The organism is Rhizobium sp. 01N48 (genome assembly GCF_056399145.1).
On record NZ_JBFTQT010000005.1, the window covers coordinates 279,536 to 294,594 of the forward strand.

Sequence of the window (15,059 nt, forward strand, 5' to 3'; positions counted from 1 at the left end):
TTCAAAGGCGCGAGCTCAGGGCTTCCAGCGCAGGAAATTGGCAATCAGGGCAAGACCGAGCTTCTGGCTCTTCTCCGGATGAAACTGCGCGCCCGCCATGTTGTCGCGCCCGACAAAGGCCGTCAGCGGCCCGCCGTAGCCTGTGGTCGCGATCACATCCTCGGGGTTCTGCGCGGCCAGATGGTAGGAATGCACGAAATAGGCATGCAGCCCGTCGGCACCGGTCGCAATACCCTCGAACAGCGGGTGAGGGCGCTTGAGGTCCAGCGTGTTCCAGCCGATCTGCGGTATCTTCAGATTGGGATCATCAGGCGTCATTTCAACGACGTCGCCGGGAATCCAGCCGAGGCCCTCGGTCGTGGTCTTCTCCAGCCCGCGCGAGGACATCAGCTGCATGCCGACGCAGATGCCGAGGAACGGCCGCGCCTTCTTCTCGACCACGTCGATCAGCGCCTCGGTCATCCCGGGCACGGCGTCCAGTCCACGGCGGCAATCGGCATAGGCCCCGACACCAGGCAGCACGACGCGATCGGCGGCGGCAACGACCTCGGCCTTGTCGGTGAGGTCGATCACCGCGTCGACACCAGCCTCGCGAGCGGCCCGTTCAAAGGCCTTCGTCGCCGAACGCAGATTGCCGGAACCGTAATCGATAATTGCGACGCGCATCAGCGTCCTCCATCAAAGCCAAAGAGACCGAGGGATGTTGCGGTGCCGCGCTCAGTGCGGTTCCCGCCATCCCATTTGGGAGACGGCAAGGGAGTGCCGTCACCGAGATCGGTCTGAATTTCAGAAAAGTAGATTTCCTCGGCGACATCGAGCCGATCGGCCGAAATCAGCGTATCGTCCTGCCAGCCCTTGGAGGCAAGGTTGCGAACCCGTAGGTTCTGCCCCTCGAACCCGACAAGCAGGCTGGTGCCGAACGTCACGGCAAAGCCGACCAGCCACAGTCCGGGCTGATCCATCAGCGCGCCGCCGACGCTCTGCAAGAGAAAGGCGGCGACCGCGTAGAGCCAGAGCCGATGGACGGTGAGCCAGATCCAGGGAAAAAGGAAGCCGAGTACGGTGAAGCCATCGCGAATGAAGCGCGTCTTCTCGTGCTTGATATCGGCGCCGCCAGGGGCGGTCAGAACCAGATAGCTGGAAGTCATGTCGTCAAGCTCCCTGAAGGGGCTTAGACGAGCGTGCCCTTCGTCGAGGGTACACGGCCCGCCTGCCTAGGATCGATCTCTGTCGCCGTGCGCAGCGCGCGGGCGACGGCCTTGAAGCATGTCTCGGCAATATGGTGGTTGTTGGCACCATAATGGTTCAGGATATGCAAGGTGATCCCGGCGTTCTGGGCGAGTGCCTGAAAGAATTCGCGGACGAGTTCGGTGTCGAACGTGCCGATCTTCGGCGCGCTGAACGACACGTTCCAGACGAGGAAGGGACGGCCGGAGAGGTCGACGGCGGCCTTCGTCATCGTTTCGTCCATGGCCAGATCGATCGAGGCGTAGCGGGTGATGCCGCGACGGTCGCCGAGCGCCTTGGCGATGGCCTGGCCGATGGCGATGCCCGTGTCTTCCACCGCATGGTGGTCGTCGACGTGCAGATCGCCCTTGGTCTCGATCTCCATGTCGATCAGCGAATGTCGCGACAGTTGATCAAGCATATGGTCGAAGAAGCCGACGCCGGTCGAAATCGTCGATTTCCCGGTGCCGTCGAGATTGACGGAAACGGAAACCGAGGTCTCGTTGGTCTTGCGGGATACGGATCCCGTACGGCTTGCTGCGGTCTCGGCCATATGGCGCTCCCTCCGGAAATACGCGGGTTCCTTATCAGGCGTGCCGGGAAATATCCAGAAGCGCGGGTCGAGAAATCGAAGCCAATTGCAATCGGCATTCGCCAACTTACATAGGGCTCAACAGGGCCGATGTGCGGCCCGAGGTAAGGGCCCGCCTGACGGGCTAGGGTATATTCGATGACAACCATTATTACAGTTCGAAAGGGCGGCAAGGTCATCATGGCGGGCGACGGACAGGTCAGCCTCGGCCAGACCGTCATGAAGGGCAATGCCCGCAAGGTGCGCCGCATCGGCAAGGGCGATGTCATTGCCGGTTTCGCCGGTGCCACCGCCGATGCCTTCACGCTGCTGGAGCGGCTCGAGAAGAAGCTCGAGCAGTATCCCGGCCAGCTGATGCGCGCCGCAGTCGAGCTCGCCAAGGATTGGCGCACCGACAAGTACCTGCGCAACCTCGAAGCCATGATGCTGGTCGCCGACAAGTCGGTGACGCTGGCAATCACCGGCAACGGCGATGTGCTTGAGCCCGAGCATGGCGCCATCGCCATCGGCTCCGGCGGCAACTACGCATTCGCCGCCGCTCGCGCGCTGATGGACAGCGACAAGTCGGCCGAAGAAGTGGCCCGCCGGGCGCTCGATATCGCCGCCGATATCTGCGTCTACACCAACCACAATCTCGTGGTCGAAACGCTCGACGCCGAATAACGGCAATCGTTCACAATGGGTCCTGTGGGCCGGGCCGAGAACGGCCGGCCGGAGCAGGAAAGCCAAGAGGATACCATGACCAATTTTTCTCCCCGGGAAATCGTCTCCGAGCTGGACCGCCACATCATCGGCCAGCATGACGCCAAGCGCGCCGTCGCCATTGCGCTGCGCAACCGCTGGCGCCGCCAGCAGCTTGATGAGAGCCTGCGCGACGAAGTGATGCCCAAGAACATCCTGATGATCGGCCCGACCGGCGTCGGCAAGACGGAAATCTCCCGCCGCCTCGCCAAGCTCGCCGGCGCGCCCTTTATCAAGGTCGAAGCCACCAAGTTCACCGAAGTCGGCTATGTCGGCCGCGATGTCGAGCAGATCGTCCGCGATCTGGTCGAGGTCGGCATCGGCCTTGCGCGCGAAAAGAAGCGCGCCGAGGTCGAGGCCAAGGCCCATATGAGCGCCGAGGAACGCGTGCTCGACGCGCTGGTCGGATCGACCGCCTCGCCGGCCACCCGCGACAGTTTTCGCAAGAAGCTGCGTGCGGGTGAGCTCGACGACAAGGAAATCGACATCGAAGTGGCCGATACCAGCACCGGCATGGGCGGCTTCGATATCCCCGGCATGCCGGGCGGTGGCAATATCGGCATGATCAACCTGTCGGAAATGTTCGGCAAGGCCATGGGCGGCCGCACCAAGAAGGTGCGCACCACCGTCAAGGCCTCCTACACCGACCTGATCCGCGACGAATCCGACAAGCTGATTGACAATGAAGTCATCCAGCGCGAGGCCGTGCGCTCCGTCGAAAACGACGGCATCGTCTTCCTCGACGAGATCGACAAGATCGCCGCCCGCGATGGCGGCATGGGCGCGGGCGTCTCCCGCGAAGGCGTGCAGCGCGACCTGCTCCCATTGGTCGAAGGCACGACCGTGTCGACCAAGTACGGGCCGGTGAAGACCGACCACGTCCTGTTCATCGCATCGGGCGCCTTCCACGTGTCCAAGCCGTCGGACCTGCTGCCGGAATTGCAGGGTCGTTTGCCGATCCGCGTCGAGCTGCGCCCGCTGACCAAGGAAGACTTCCGCCGTATTCTTACGGAAACCGAAGCCAGCCTCATCCGCCAGTACAAGGCGCTGATGGAAACCGAAGGCCTGACGCTGGAATTCACTGATGACGGCATCGATGCGCTGGCAGACGTGGCCGTTCACCTGAACGCCTCGGTCGAAAACATCGGCGCGCGTCGCTTGCAGACGGTGATGGAGCGCGTGCTGGACGAGATCTCCTTCAACGCGCCGGATCGCGGCGGCACCGCTGTGACCATCGACGCCGAATATGTGCGCAAGCATGTCGGCGATCTCGCCCAGAACACCGACCTCTCGCGCTTCATTCTGTGATGCGCAAACACCGGTCTCAGGCTTTACTGGCATGATGCCGTAACTTTGACCGACTGAACTCTCGACAACGGGCCTTTTACTTTTTAGTGAAAGGCCCGTTTTGTTGTTGGCGCCAGCATTATTCGGCCAAGATTTTGGTACAGTCAGCGCGCCAGCCAAGCTGGAAATGCCGACCGATACCGGAAATGCCTCTATTGGAAATGATGGGAAAGCTGATCGTGCGACGCCTTCTGACGAGCCTTGTAATTGCCGCCACGGTCTTGACCGCCGCGCCCGCTTTTTCCATGCAGCTCGTGCCTCCGGGCAATCGCAACGTCGAGCAGCCGAACGTCCCCGGCGCATCGGTCCGACGCACCAAGGGCACCAAGACCACCTTCGATCGCAAGTACGACAAGGTCCATGAGCTCCTGGCGACGGACCACGAGCTGATGGGCAAGATCAAGAAGGTCTCGGCCGCCTATGGCATCGACCCGATTCACGTCATCGGCGCCATCGTCGGCGAGCACACCTATAATGTCGACGCCTACGACCGCCTGCAGTCTTACTACGTCAAGGCCGCGTCCTACGCCGGCCAGAGCTTCCGCTTCGCCTATGACGGCGAGGATGTGGACGATTTCATCAAGCGCCCGCAATTTGCCGAGTGCAACGGCAAGAGCGATTCCTACACGCTGTGGAGCTGCCGCGAGGATGTCTGGGAAAGCGATTTCCGCGGCAAGACCGTCGGCGGCAAGAGCTTCCCGAACAACCGCTTCAGCGCCGTCTTCTTCCAGCCCTTCTACGCCGGCCAGACCTTCGGCCTCGGCCAGATCAATCCGCTGACGGCCCTGATGCTTTCCGACCTCGTCAGCCGCGTTTCCGGTATCAACAAGCTCAACGAGAAGGATGCCGGCAGCGTCTACAAGGCGATCATGGACCCGGATATCTCGCTGGCCTTCGTCGCCGCCGCCGTGCGCCGCTCGATCGACGACTACAAGCAGATCGCCGGCATGGATATCTCGAAGAACCCGGGCCTGACGGCAACGCTCTACAATCTCGGCAATTCCCGCCAGCGCGCCGCAGCGCTGGCCGCCAAGAACCGCGCGTCGGGCGAAACGGTCTGGCCGGAAGAGAACTATTACGGATGGTTGATCAACGACAAGCTGGACGATCTGGAGCGCCTGCTCTAGTTTTTTAGCCTGCCGGGGAGGGCAATCTTCCGCGAAAGGCTAGTATCCGATGGACATGCGTCCAGATCCGTTCGTTCCGCCAGCGCCCGTTCCGCGCACCGTGCCGCCGAGCCGGCTTGAGATCATCCGCACCATCCTGCGCAATCCGCTGGAGCTATGGGGCGAGCCGTCCTACACGCTGCCCTTCATCAAGACGAAGTTCTTCCGCGAACGCACGATCATCGTCAACGATCCCGGCCTGATCAAGCATGTGCTGGTCGATAACGCCGCCAATTACCGCATGTCGGATATCCGACAGCTGATCCTGCGGCCCATCCTGCGCGACGGCTTGCTGACGGCGGAAGGCGAGGTCTGGAAGCGTTCGCGCAAAGCCGTCGCACCAGTCTTCACGCCGCGTCACGCCAACGGCTTCGCCGGCCAGATGCTGCGCCAGTCGGAAGAGTACGTCCGCAAGTACGAAGAAGCGGGCAGCGACGGAAAGACCTTCGAGATCGCCAGCGACATGGCCGAACTCACCTTCGCCATCCTCGCCGACACGCTGTTCTCAGGCGAGATCGTTACCTCTTCAGACAGCTTCGCCGACGACGTCAACGCGCTCCTGCATCGCATGGGCCGCGTAGATCCGATGGACCTGTTGCGCGCTCCCTCCTGGGTGCCCCGCGTCACCCGTATCGGTGGGCAGAAGGTGCTGGAGAAATTTCGCACCATCGTCCGCGAAACCATGGATGCGCGCTTGGCCCGCATGGAAGCGGACCGCGACACGACGCCCGAGGATTTCCTGACTCTGCTCCTCGACCAGGCCAAGTCGGGCGGGCTGACCAACGCCGAGATCGAAGACAATATCCTGACCTTCATCGGCGCCGGCCACGAAACCACGGCCCGGGCACTCGCCTGGACGCTCTATTGCGTCGCCAACACGCCGCATATCCGCGACGCGATGGAAGAAGAGATCGACCGCGTGCTGGCAACAGGCGCCGAGCCGGTGAAATGGCTCGATCTCATGCCCTATACTCGCGCCGCCTTCGAGGAAGCGCTGCGCCTATATCCGCCGGCCCCGTCGATCAATCGCGCCGCGATGTCAGACGATCGCTGGACGAATGCCAAGGGCGAAACCGTCGAGATCGAGGCCGGCGTCACCGTGCTGATCATGCCATGGACGCTGCATCGCCACGAACTCTATTGGGACAAGCCTCGCGCCTACATGCCCGAGCGCTTCCTGCCCGAAAACCGCGCCAAGATCAGCCGTTTCCAATTCCTCCCCTTCGGCGCCGGCCCGCGCGTCTGCATCGGCGCCACCTTCGCGCTGCAGGAGGCGGTGATAGCACTTGCTGTGATGATGCATCGCTTCCGCTTCGACATGACCGATGAGACCAATCCCTGGCCGGTGCAGAAACTGACCACCCAGCCGCAGAACGGCCTGCCGATGCGCGTCACGCCGAGAGTTTTTGCCTGAAAAGGCATAAATCTTTCAAACTATTGCCTGATTGACTATGAATGAAAGCCGGTCAAAGTGGCAGCATGCGAAAAACGCGCCGCCCGAGGAGATAGTCTATGAGCCGCATCGAAAAACACGGTCTTGCGATTGAAGCCGTCCTTCATGATTTCCTGGTCAAGGAGGCGCTTCCCGGTCTCGGGCTCGATGCGGACAAGTTCTTTGCCGACTTCTCGGCCATCGTCCACGATCTGGCGCCAAAAAACCGCGAACTGCTCGCCAAGCGCGACGCGCTGCAACTGCGCATCGACGATTGGTATCGCCAGCATGGTGCCCCCACCGATATGGACGCCTATCAGGCATTCCTGCGCGAGATCGGCTATCTCCTTCCCGAGGGCTCCGATTTCCAGGTCACCACGACGAATGTCGATCCCGAGATCGCCTCCATCGCCGGCCCGCAGCTGGTCGTTCCGGTCATGAACGCCCGCTACGCTCTGAACGCCGCCAACGCCCGCTGGGGCTCGCTCTATGACGCGCTCTACGGCACCGATGCCATTTCCGAGGCTGACGGCGCCGAGAAGGGCAAGGGCTACAACCCGAAACGCGGTGAAAAGGTTATCGCCTGGGTCCGCGACTTCCTCGACAATGCCGTTCCGCTTGTCGACTGGAGCTGGAAGGACGTCGCCGGTCTCGTCATCAAGGACGGCGCGCTCGCGATCACCTCGACTGACGGCGAGCATGTCGCGCTGAAGGATGCCTCGCATTTCGCCGGCTATCGAGGCGATGCGGCGGCTCCGACCAACATCCTCCTGAAGAACAACGGCATCCATATCGACATCGTCATCGATGCCGGAACGGCGATCGGCAAGAGCGACGCCGCCCACATCTCCGATGTCTGGCTTGAATCCGCCATCACCACGATCATGGACTGCGAGGATTCCATCGCTGCCGTCGACGCCGAGGACAAGACCGAAGTTTACCGCAACTGGCTCGGCCTGATGAAGGGAGATCTGCAGGAAGAGGTCGTTAAGGGCGGCAAGAGCTTCATCCGCAAACTCAATCCCGATCTCGATTACGCCGGCCCGGATGGCGCCAGCTTCGAGGTCCATCGCCGGTCGCTGATGCTGATCCGCAATGTCGGTCACCTTATGACGAATCCGGCTATCCTTGATCGCGATGGCAACGAGGTGCCCGAAGGCATCATGGACGCGATGATCACCGCCGCCATCGCGCTCTACGATATCGGCCCGAACGGCCGCCGCAAGAATTCGCGCACCGGCTCCATGTATGTCGTCAAGCCGAAGATGCACGGCCCCGAGGAAGTCGCCTTCGCGGTCGAGATCTTCGGCCGCGTCGAGGATGCGCTCGGCATGGCGAAAAACACCATGAAGATGGGCATCATGGACGAGGAACGCCGCACCACCGTCAATCTCAAGGAATGCATTCGCGCCGCCCGCGAGCGCGTCGTCTTCATCAACACCGGCTTCCTCGATCGCACCGGCGACGAGATGCATACCTCGATGGAAGCGGGTCCGATGATCCGCAAGGGCGACATGAAGCAGGCCGCCTGGATCGCGGCTTACGAGAACTGGAACGTCGATATCGGTCTCGAATGCGGCCTCTCCGGCCACGCGCAGATCGGCAAGGGCATGTGGGCGATGCCTGATCTGATGGCGGCCATGCTGGAGCAGAAGATCGCCCATCCCAAGGCCGGCGCCAACACCGCCTGGGTCCCGTCGCCGACGGCCGCCACGCTGCACGCCACCCATTATCACCGCGTCAACGTCGCCAATGTCCAGCGCGGCCTGAAGGATCGCCCGCGCGCCAAGCTGAGCGACATCCTCTCCGTGCCCGTCGCCGTCCGTCCGAACTGGACGCCCGAGGAAATCCAGCGCGAGCTCGACAACAACGCGCAGGGGATCCTGGGCTACGTCGTGCGCTGGGTCGATCAGGGCGTCGGCTGCTCCAAGGTTCCGGACATCAACAATGTCGGCCTGATGGAAGACCGCGCGACGCTGCGCATCTCGGCGCAGCACATGGCCAACTGGCTGCACCATAAGGTGGTCACCGAAGATCAGATCGTCGAGACGATGAAGCGCATGGCCGCCGTCGTCGATGGTCAGAACGCTGGCGACGCGGCCTATCAGCCGATGGCTAAAGATTTCGACCACTCGATCGCCTTCCAGGCCGCGCTCGAACTGGTGCTGAAGGGCAGGGCCCAGCCGAACGGCTATACCGAGCCGGTCCTGCACCGCCGCCGCCTGGAGCTGAAGGCCGCGCAAGCGGCCTGATCCCCACCAGCAGACACAAAAAGGCCGCCGGAACGAATGTTCCGGCGGCCTTTTTTATACCGAATTTCAGGTCCAGCTTACTGGATGACCCAACTTACTGGATGACAATGACCTTGGAGGTCGTCTTGCCCGGACGGACGCGGCTGTAAAGGTCGATAACGTCCTGGTTGATCAGACGAATGCAGCCCGACGAAGCGGCGGTGCCGATCGAGGCCCATTCCGGCGTGCCGTGCAGGCGGAACAGCGTGTCCTTGCCTTCTTCGTTGAAGAGGTACATGGCGCGCGCACCGAGCGGGTTGGAAAGGCCAGGACCCATGCCGTCTTCGACGTACTTGGCGATCTCGGGGCGGCGAACGGCCATTTCCTTCGGGGGATGCCAGTTCGGCCATTCCTGCTTCCAGGCGACGTATGCGGTGCCGGCCCATGCGAAGCCCTGCTTGCCGACGCCGATGCCGTAGCGCATCGCCTTGCCGCCGGGCATGATGTAGTAGAGGAAGCGTTCGCGGGTGTTGACGATGATCGTGCCCGGACGTTCCGTGGTTTCGTACGAGACAACCTGCCTGTGGAACTGCGGCTTGACCTTCTGGATCGGGATCGCCGGCAGCGAATATCCGGCATCCGTCGTGACGCCGTAAGCGTCGTCGAAGATCTGCGCGGTCTGGACTGTCGGACCCGGCATGGCAGCCTTGTTTTCAACAGAGGCGCTCTCGGAAGTCGTGGAGCAACCGGCCAGAGCGAGCGTCGCCATCAGGCCGAATACAGGAAGTGCATTGCGGATGCGCATGGATGTCTCTTAAGAATGGGGCAAGGGAGGATCGTTCTTTCGAACCATCTTAGATTATGGTTTATTTTCGATTAACTTCGCCTTGGCAAGCTGTTGCAATGCGGCGGAGCAATTACGCAATGGCAAACTAGAACCGCATGGTTTTTTTGCAACAACGCGGGCGCCGGACCCCAACTTATCCATGACGATTTTGAGTGTTTACAATAACAATCCGTTAATCGATGGCCGGCAATCGGACAGGGCCATGCTGGTGCGTCGGGGGACTCAAATTCTACTTCACGAGATGCGTCACGCCGTGCTGCCCGAACTACCGCTCGCAAGCGGCCGGCGCGCCGATCTGATCACCGTCTCGGACAAGGGCGAGATCTGGATCATCGAGATCAAGACCTCGATCGAGGACTTCAGGGTGGACCGCAAATGGCCGGAATACCGCCTGCATTGCGACCGGCTGTTCTTCGCGACACACAAGGATGTGCCGCTCGATATCTTCCCGGAGGATTGCGGCCTGTTTCTCTCGGATGGCTATGGCGCCCACATGATCCGCGAGGCGCCCGAGCATAAGCTCGCGCCCGCCACCCGCAAATCCGTCACGCTGAACTTTTCGCGCGCGGCCGCCCAGCGCCTGCTGATGGCCGAATGGGCCACCGGCAAGCCGCTCGGCGTCGACGATATCTAAATTTGAATTTACTTCGGCGCCCGCTTGGCGAGAATGCGCTGCAATGTGCGGCGGTGCATGTTGAGCCGGCGCGCCGTCTCCGAAACGTTGCGTTCGCAAATCTCGTAGACGCGCTGGATATGCTCCCAGCGAACCCGGTCGGCCGACATCGGGTTCTCAGGCAGCTCGACCTTCTCGCCGCTGCGCTGTGTCAGCGCAGCATAGACATCGTCGGCATCCGCCGGCTTGGCGAGATAGTCGACAGCGCCGAGCTTCACCGCGGTGACCGCAGTTGCGATATTACCGTAACCGGTGAGGACGACGATACGGGTATCTTCGCGTTTCTGGCGGATCGCCTCGATTACTTCGAGACCATTACCATCGCCGAGCCGCAGGTCGAGCACCGCGTATTTCGGCGGATTGGCGTGAGACTTGGCCACACCCTCCGCCACCGATTCCGCGGTCTCCACCTGAAAGCCGCGCGTCTCCATGGCGCGCGCCAACCGGCGCAGGAACGGTCCGTCGTCATCGACGATCAGCAGGCTCGCATCGGGGCCGATATGGTTGTCGCTGGCGGGGGAGGGGTCGGTAATCTGCTCGCTCATTTATTCAATCCTGGCGCTGTCAGCCCGATATAGGCCTATTGCATTGCGTTTTCTTTAGCCCCATCGGCTCATTTTGTCGAATGCGTATCGATCAGCACGCGCGGCCATTCGACGCGAACGCGCGCGCCGACATAGTCAGGACCTCGATTTTCGAAGGTCAGCACCGCGCCAGAGCGTTCCAGCAGAGTCTTGGCGATGAACAGCCCGAGCCCCAGCCCGCCCGCGCGGTCCTCCTTCTGCCGCTTGGTCACATAGGGCTCGCCGATCCTGAGCAGGATGTCGGGCGAATAGCCTTCGCCGTCGTCCTCGATGGTGATGCGCACTTTCTCCTGGTCATGCTCCACCGTGACAGTCACCTCCTGACGGGCATAATCGACGGCATTCTCGACCAGATTGCCAAGCCCGTACATCATCCCGGCATTGCGCTCCGTCACCGGCTCGCCCTTGCGCGGCGCTTTCTCGACGAGGTTGAGCTTGATACCGAATTCGCGATGCGGCGCGACGATCTCCTCCATCATCGAGGAGAGCGGCAACCGCCTCAGATGCGCGTCGCCCTCGGCCGAGAGCGTGGTCAGCCGGCGCAGGATGTCCCGGCACCGCTCGCTCTGGCTGCGCAGCAGCTGCACATCCTCACGGAAGCGATCGTCGTCCTTCAGCTCCCGCTCCATCTCCTTGGCAACGACGCTGATCGTCGCGAGCGGCGTTCCCAGCTCATGTGCGGCGGCCGCGGCCAGGCCATCAAGCTGCGACAGATGCTTCTCGCGCTGCAGCACCAGCTCCGTCGCCGCCAGCGCTTCGGCCAGCTGCCGCCCTTCCATAGAGACCCGATAGGCATAAAAGGCGGCAAACGTCATGGTGGACGCGATCGCACACCAGACCCCGAACTGCATGAAGCTTGGAATGTCGATCTCCGCCCCGTCGAACCAGGGAAGCGGGAAGGGCGTGAACGGCAGTATGGTGATGCAGGCCAACGCCACCACGATCAGCGGCATGCTGTATCGGATCGGCTGCGACGCGAAGGCGATGATAACGGGAACGCACACCAGAACCGCGAATGGATTGACCAGCCCGCCGGTGATGAAGAGCAGCGCGCAAAGCTGCAACAGATCGAAGCCGAGCAGCGCCAGCGCCGCCACCGGGTCGATGCGGTGTGTCGCAGGGTAGCGGATCATCAGATAAAAGTTGACGATCGCCAGCGCCGTGATCAGCGCAATGCAGGCCTGCACCGGAAGCGGAAATTGCAGCCACAGCGCAACGATCAGCACCGTGGCGGTCTGTCCGCAGACGGCAAGCCAGCGCAGACGCACCAGTGTCTCCAGCCTCAGCCGGCGGCTGCTCTGCCTGTCTTCCTCGGGCATGCTTTCGACCTTGTCGGCCATCTCTTTATTCTTGATCGGCATTGCGGCTCATGTTCCTCGTGGTTTTGCCCGGGTGGTCGGCAGTGCTTCTTCCGGTCTCTCCGGCCATGGATGCCGGGGATAGCGCCCGCGCATGTCGGCGCGCACATCCTTCCAGCTTCCGGCCCAGAACCCTGGAAGATCGCGCGTCGTCTGGATCGGTCGATGCGCCGGCGATGTCAGCTCGAGCAGCAGCGAAAGCCGCCCGCCTGCAATGGCAGGATGCGTCTTCAGCCCGAACAGTTCCTGGACGCGGATGGTCAGCGTCGGCTCTTCCCCGTCATATTGTATCGGATGCCGCTGCCCCGTCGGCGCCTCGAAATGCGTCGGCGCCAGCCGCGCAAGGTCGCGTTGCAACTCATGCGGCACCAGCGCCATCAATCCGTTCGAAAGCCCGCCCGCCGAAATGTCGGAAAGCCCGCGCGCATCCGCCTGATAGGGAATGAACCAGTCGTCCATGCGGGAAAGCAGCGCCGCCTCGCTCATGTCGGGCCATGGCGCGCCAATGCTTCTATAAAGAAAGCCGATCCGCTCGCGCAGCTGCATCGCTTCCTTGGAAAACGGCAGCTGCTCCAGCCCCATCTCCTTGATCCCCTCGGCCAGCGCTCGCGTAACAGCCTCGCCGGATGGTCGGGGCAGCGGCGTCTCGTCGAAAACGATGGCGCCGAGCCGCGTCGCCCGCCTTGCCCGCACCTGCTTGCTTTGCCGGTCGAAGAAGGTCTGGTCGTCGGTGCGGATTGCGCCCGGCAGCTCCGCCTCGACATCCCCGCGCGTCACCTCTGCCGCCGCGAGAATCCGCGCCTGCGCCGCCCGGCCCGTGAGGTCGGCGATCACAAGCATCGGGCTGCTCGCCAGCCGCTCGGTCTCTGCGATCTCAGCACCGCGCCCATTGGCCATCACGAATCTGCCGCGCCCGCCGCGCTGCAGTGCGATCCGATCGGGAAAGGCGTGAATAAGCAAACGGCCGGCAAGCCCCGGCTCTTCCGCCACGATCTGATCGCGCCCCTTCGCCAACCGTCCCGCCAGCTGCCGCGCCGCCTCGGCCCGCTCACCGCGCTCGGATTTGAACCGGCGCAACCGGTCCTCGAGATCGATGCTCGTCCCGCCCAATCCCTGTTCCGTCAGAAGCACGGCCATCATCGCCGCGTCCCTGGCGTGGCCGGTCTCGCCCGAGGAGAGCACCATTGCAGCCAGCCGCGGGGGCAGTGCCATATCACGCATCTCCCGCCCGCGCGCCGTCAGCCCTCCATCCCGGTCGAGTGCGCCGAGTTCGCGCAGCAGCGCGCGCGCCTCGGCAAGCGTCGTCTCCGGCGGCTGGTCCATGAAGCCGAGCGCCCGCGTATCCTGCACGCCCCAATGGGCGAGATCGAGCACGAGGCCGGAAAGATCGGTTGAGAGGATCTGCGGCGGCGTGAAGGCGGGCATCGCCGCCGTCTGACCCTGATGCCAGAGCCGGATGGCAATCCCAGGCTCGGTTCGCCCGGCGCGTCCGGCCCGCTGGTCGGCCGAGGCTCGTGACACCTTAACCGTCTCCAGCCGGGTAATCCCTGTCGATGCCTCGAACACCGGCAGGCGCTGCAACCCGCTGTCGATCACGATCCGGACACCGTCGATGGTGATCGAGGTCTCGGCGATCGAGGTCGCCAGCACGATCTTGCGGGTTCCGGTCGCCGCCGGCCGGATCGCCGCGTCCTGTTCCTTCTGGCTGAGATTGCCGTAAAGCGGCGCGATCACGGTGGCCGCGTCGAACCTCTCCCGCAGCCGCTCGGCCGTCCTGGTGATTTCAGCCTGTCCGGGCAGAAAGGCGAGGATCGATCCGCTCTCTGCTCTGTGCGCGTCGACAATGGCGCGCGTCATCGTATCCTCGATCCGCTCCCCGCCTGGCCGATCCTGATAGCGAATATCGATCGGGAAGCTGCGTCCCATGCTTTCGATCAAGGGCGGGTTGTCGAGCAGCGCCACCACGCCGGCCACATCGAGCGTCGCCGACATGACCAGGATCCTGAGATCCTCGCGCAGCGCCGATTGCACGTCSAGCGCCAGCGCCAGGCCGAAATCGGCGTCGAGCGACCGCTCGTGAAATTCGTCGAAGATCACCGCCGATACGCCGGAGAGCTCGGGATCGTCGAGGATCATCCGCGCGAACACGCCCTCGGTCACCACCTCGATCCGCGTCCGCGCCGAAATCCTGGTATCGAGCCGCATGCGATAGCCGACGGTCTCGCCGACACTCTCACTGAGCAGTGCCGCCATCCGCCCGGCCGCCGCGCGCGCCGCCAACCGTCGTGGTTCGAGCAGAATGATCCTGCCATCGCCGCGCCAGGCCTCATTGAGGAGATAAAGCGGTACCAGCGTCGTCTTGCCCGCCCCCGGCGGCGCCGAGAGCACGGCGCGCCGCGCTGTGGTTAGCGCCGCGCCGATCTCGGGCAGAACATGGGAGACCGGTAGCTCCGGCAGGGCACGCAGGTCGATCACGCCTCGTCTGTCCTCTCTGACTATATATATGGCTGGGCGGAACGGCCCCACATCTCTCTATAAAGCGCACTCTATAAAGGGCGAGGGCGGTTCGGCAAACCGGTCATGATGCCGATTGCGCGGGTTCGATGCTGCATGAAGGGTGTAAAGTGCCTGTTTTAGGCCGTTCCGACGCGATCAGCCTCGAAAACCGCCGGCGCTGTCACAAAGCCAATCTGGCCGCTATCCGATGTGCGTGAAATTCCCCCAGTCAAAACAACATGTTATAAAACTGTCAAAAAACTTTGCGTGTGCTTGTTGACTTGTTCGGCTTAGGGGCCTTATAAGCCGCTTCACAGAACGAGGGCGGCGGCGCTGCTGGCGACGGTGACTTTCGCTCTGGATTT

Annotated in this window: 13 protein-coding genes; 6 read left to right on the forward strand and 7 right to left on the reverse strand. The window is 62.7% G+C overall.

The annotated features are described in order from the left end of the window. Positions 1-15: 15 nt before the first annotated feature. Genes hisH through hisB form a run of 3 tightly spaced genes read right to left on the reverse strand, consistent with a single transcriptional unit; the run spans position 16 to position 1,780 of the window. Positions 16-666 carry an imidazole glycerol phosphate synthase subunit HisH gene (gene hisH / locus AC1DOG_RS13085; RefSeq protein ID WP_113199376.1) on the reverse strand — a complete coding sequence of 217 codons (651 nt, stop codon included), beginning with the start codon at positions 664-666 and terminating at the stop codon, positions 16-18. Next, on the reverse strand, positions 666-1,148 hold the full coding sequence (locus AC1DOG_RS13090; protein ID WP_477928516.1) for a DUF2628 domain-containing protein: 483 nt from the start codon (positions 1,146-1,148) through the stop codon (positions 666-668). The genes hisH and AC1DOG_RS13090 overlap by 1 nt, the downstream gene beginning before the upstream one ends. Before the next feature lie 23 nt (positions 1,149-1,171). Then, complete coding sequence (hisB, locus tag AC1DOG_RS13095) at positions 1,172-1,780, reverse strand: imidazoleglycerol-phosphate dehydratase HisB (RefSeq protein WP_018901161.1); 609 nt, start codon at positions 1,778-1,780, stop codon at positions 1,172-1,174. 177 nt (positions 1,781-1,957) lie between these two features. Between hisB and hslV the strand changes: the two genes are divergently transcribed. From hslV to AC1DOG_RS13120, 5 genes are all read left to right on the forward strand, one after another. After that, positions 1,958-2,482: an ATP-dependent protease subunit HslV gene (hslV, locus tag AC1DOG_RS13100; RefSeq protein WP_018901162.1), complete on the forward strand. Its 525-nt coding sequence runs from the start codon at positions 1,958-1,960 to the stop codon at positions 2,480-2,482. Between the two features lie 75 nt (positions 2,483-2,557). Next, positions 2,558-3,868: an ATP-dependent protease ATPase subunit HslU gene (gene hslU, locus AC1DOG_RS13105; protein WP_047509255.1), complete on the forward strand. Its 1,311-nt coding sequence runs from the start codon at positions 2,558-2,560 to the stop codon at positions 3,866-3,868. Between the two features lie 218 nt (positions 3,869-4,086). Beyond that, the gene (locus AC1DOG_RS13110) at positions 4,087-5,034 is read left to right on the forward strand and encodes a DUF1402 family protein (protein WP_113199385.1); all 948 of its coding nucleotides are present in this window, start codon (positions 4,087-4,089) and stop codon (positions 5,032-5,034) included. Between the two features lie 49 nt (positions 5,035-5,083). Further along, positions 5,084-6,487, forward strand: a complete 1,404-nt coding sequence (locus AC1DOG_RS13115) for a cytochrome P450 (RefSeq protein WP_477928519.1) — start codon at positions 5,084-5,086, stop codon at positions 6,485-6,487. A gap of 98 nt (positions 6,488-6,585) precedes the next feature. Then, a complete protein-coding gene (locus tag AC1DOG_RS13120) occupies positions 6,586-8,757 on the forward strand; it encodes a malate synthase G (RefSeq protein ID WP_477928521.1) in 2,172 nt (723 codons plus the stop codon). A 94-nt stretch (positions 8,758-8,851) separates the two neighbouring features. Here the strand turns inward: AC1DOG_RS13120 and AC1DOG_RS13125 are convergent, their stop codons facing one another. Then, positions 8,852-9,541, reverse strand: a complete 690-nt coding sequence (locus AC1DOG_RS13125) for a L,D-transpeptidase (RefSeq protein ID WP_018901167.1) — start codon at positions 9,539-9,541, stop codon at positions 8,852-8,854. A 181-nt stretch (positions 9,542-9,722) separates the two neighbouring features. On the opposite strand from AC1DOG_RS13125, the gene AC1DOG_RS13130 reads away from it, so the two are divergent. Next, a complete protein-coding gene (locus AC1DOG_RS13130) occupies positions 9,723-10,217 on the forward strand; it encodes an MmcB family DNA repair protein (protein WP_026283480.1) in 495 nt (164 codons plus the stop codon). 8 nt (positions 10,218-10,225) lie between these two features. Here the strand turns inward: AC1DOG_RS13130 and AC1DOG_RS13135 are convergent, their stop codons facing one another. The 3 genes from AC1DOG_RS13135 to hrpB all read right to left on the reverse strand — a co-directional run bounded on the left by AC1DOG_RS13135 (position 10,226) and on the right by hrpB (position 14,673). Further along, the gene (locus AC1DOG_RS13135) at positions 10,226-10,801 is read right to left on the reverse strand and encodes an ActR/PrrA/RegA family redox response regulator transcription factor (RefSeq protein ID WP_477928524.1); all 576 of its coding nucleotides are present in this window, start codon (positions 10,799-10,801) and stop codon (positions 10,226-10,228) included. Between the two features lie 68 nt (positions 10,802-10,869). Beyond that, positions 10,870-12,180, reverse strand: a complete 1,311-nt coding sequence (locus AC1DOG_RS13140; protein ID WP_112942650.1) for an ActS/PrrB/RegB family redox-sensitive histidine kinase — start codon at positions 12,178-12,180, stop codon at positions 10,870-10,872. 27 nt (positions 12,181-12,207) lie between these two features. After that, positions 12,208-14,673, reverse strand: coding sequence for an ATP-dependent helicase HrpB (hrpB, locus tag AC1DOG_RS13145; RefSeq protein WP_477928526.1), 2,466 nt, complete (start codon positions 14,671-14,673; stop codon positions 12,208-12,210). Positions 14,674-15,059 lie beyond the last annotated feature (386 nt).

Coding starts and splice junctions, on each gene's coding strand:
- AC1DOG_RS13120 (WP_477928521.1), top strand. CDS start 6,586: ATGAGCCGCATCGAAAAACACGGTCTTGCGATTGAAGCCGTCCTTCAT.
- AC1DOG_RS13140 (WP_112942650.1), bottom strand. CDS start 12,180: ATGGCCGACAAGGTCGAAAGCATGCCCGAGGAAGACAGGCAGAGCAGC.
- hslV (WP_018901162.1), top strand. CDS start 1,958: ATGACAACCATTATTACAGTTCGAAAGGGCGGCAAGGTCATCATGGCG.
- AC1DOG_RS13135 (WP_477928524.1), bottom strand. CDS start 10,801: ATGAGCGAGCAGATTACCGACCCCTCCCCCGCCAGCGACAACCATATC.
- AC1DOG_RS13115 (WP_477928519.1), top strand. CDS start 5,084: ATGGACATGCGTCCAGATCCGTTCGTTCCGCCAGCGCCCGTTCCGCGC.
- hslU (WP_047509255.1), top strand. CDS start 2,558: ATGACCAATTTTTCTCCCCGGGAAATCGTCTCCGAGCTGGACCGCCAC.
- hisH (WP_113199376.1), bottom strand. CDS start 666: ATGCGCGTCGCAATTATCGATTACGGTTCCGGCAATCTGCGTTCGGCG.
- hisB (WP_018901161.1), bottom strand. CDS start 1,780: ATGGCCGAGACCGCAGCAAGCCGTACGGGATCCGTATCCCGCAAGACC.
- AC1DOG_RS13090 (WP_477928516.1), bottom strand. CDS start 1,148: ATGACTTCCAGCTATCTGGTTCTGACCGCCCCTGGCGGCGCCGATATC.
- AC1DOG_RS13125 (WP_018901167.1), bottom strand. CDS start 9,541: ATGCGCATCCGCAATGCACTTCCTGTATTCGGCCTGATGGCGACGCTC.
- AC1DOG_RS13130 (WP_026283480.1), top strand. CDS start 9,723: ATGACGATTTTGAGTGTTTACAATAACAATCCGTTAATCGATGGCCGG.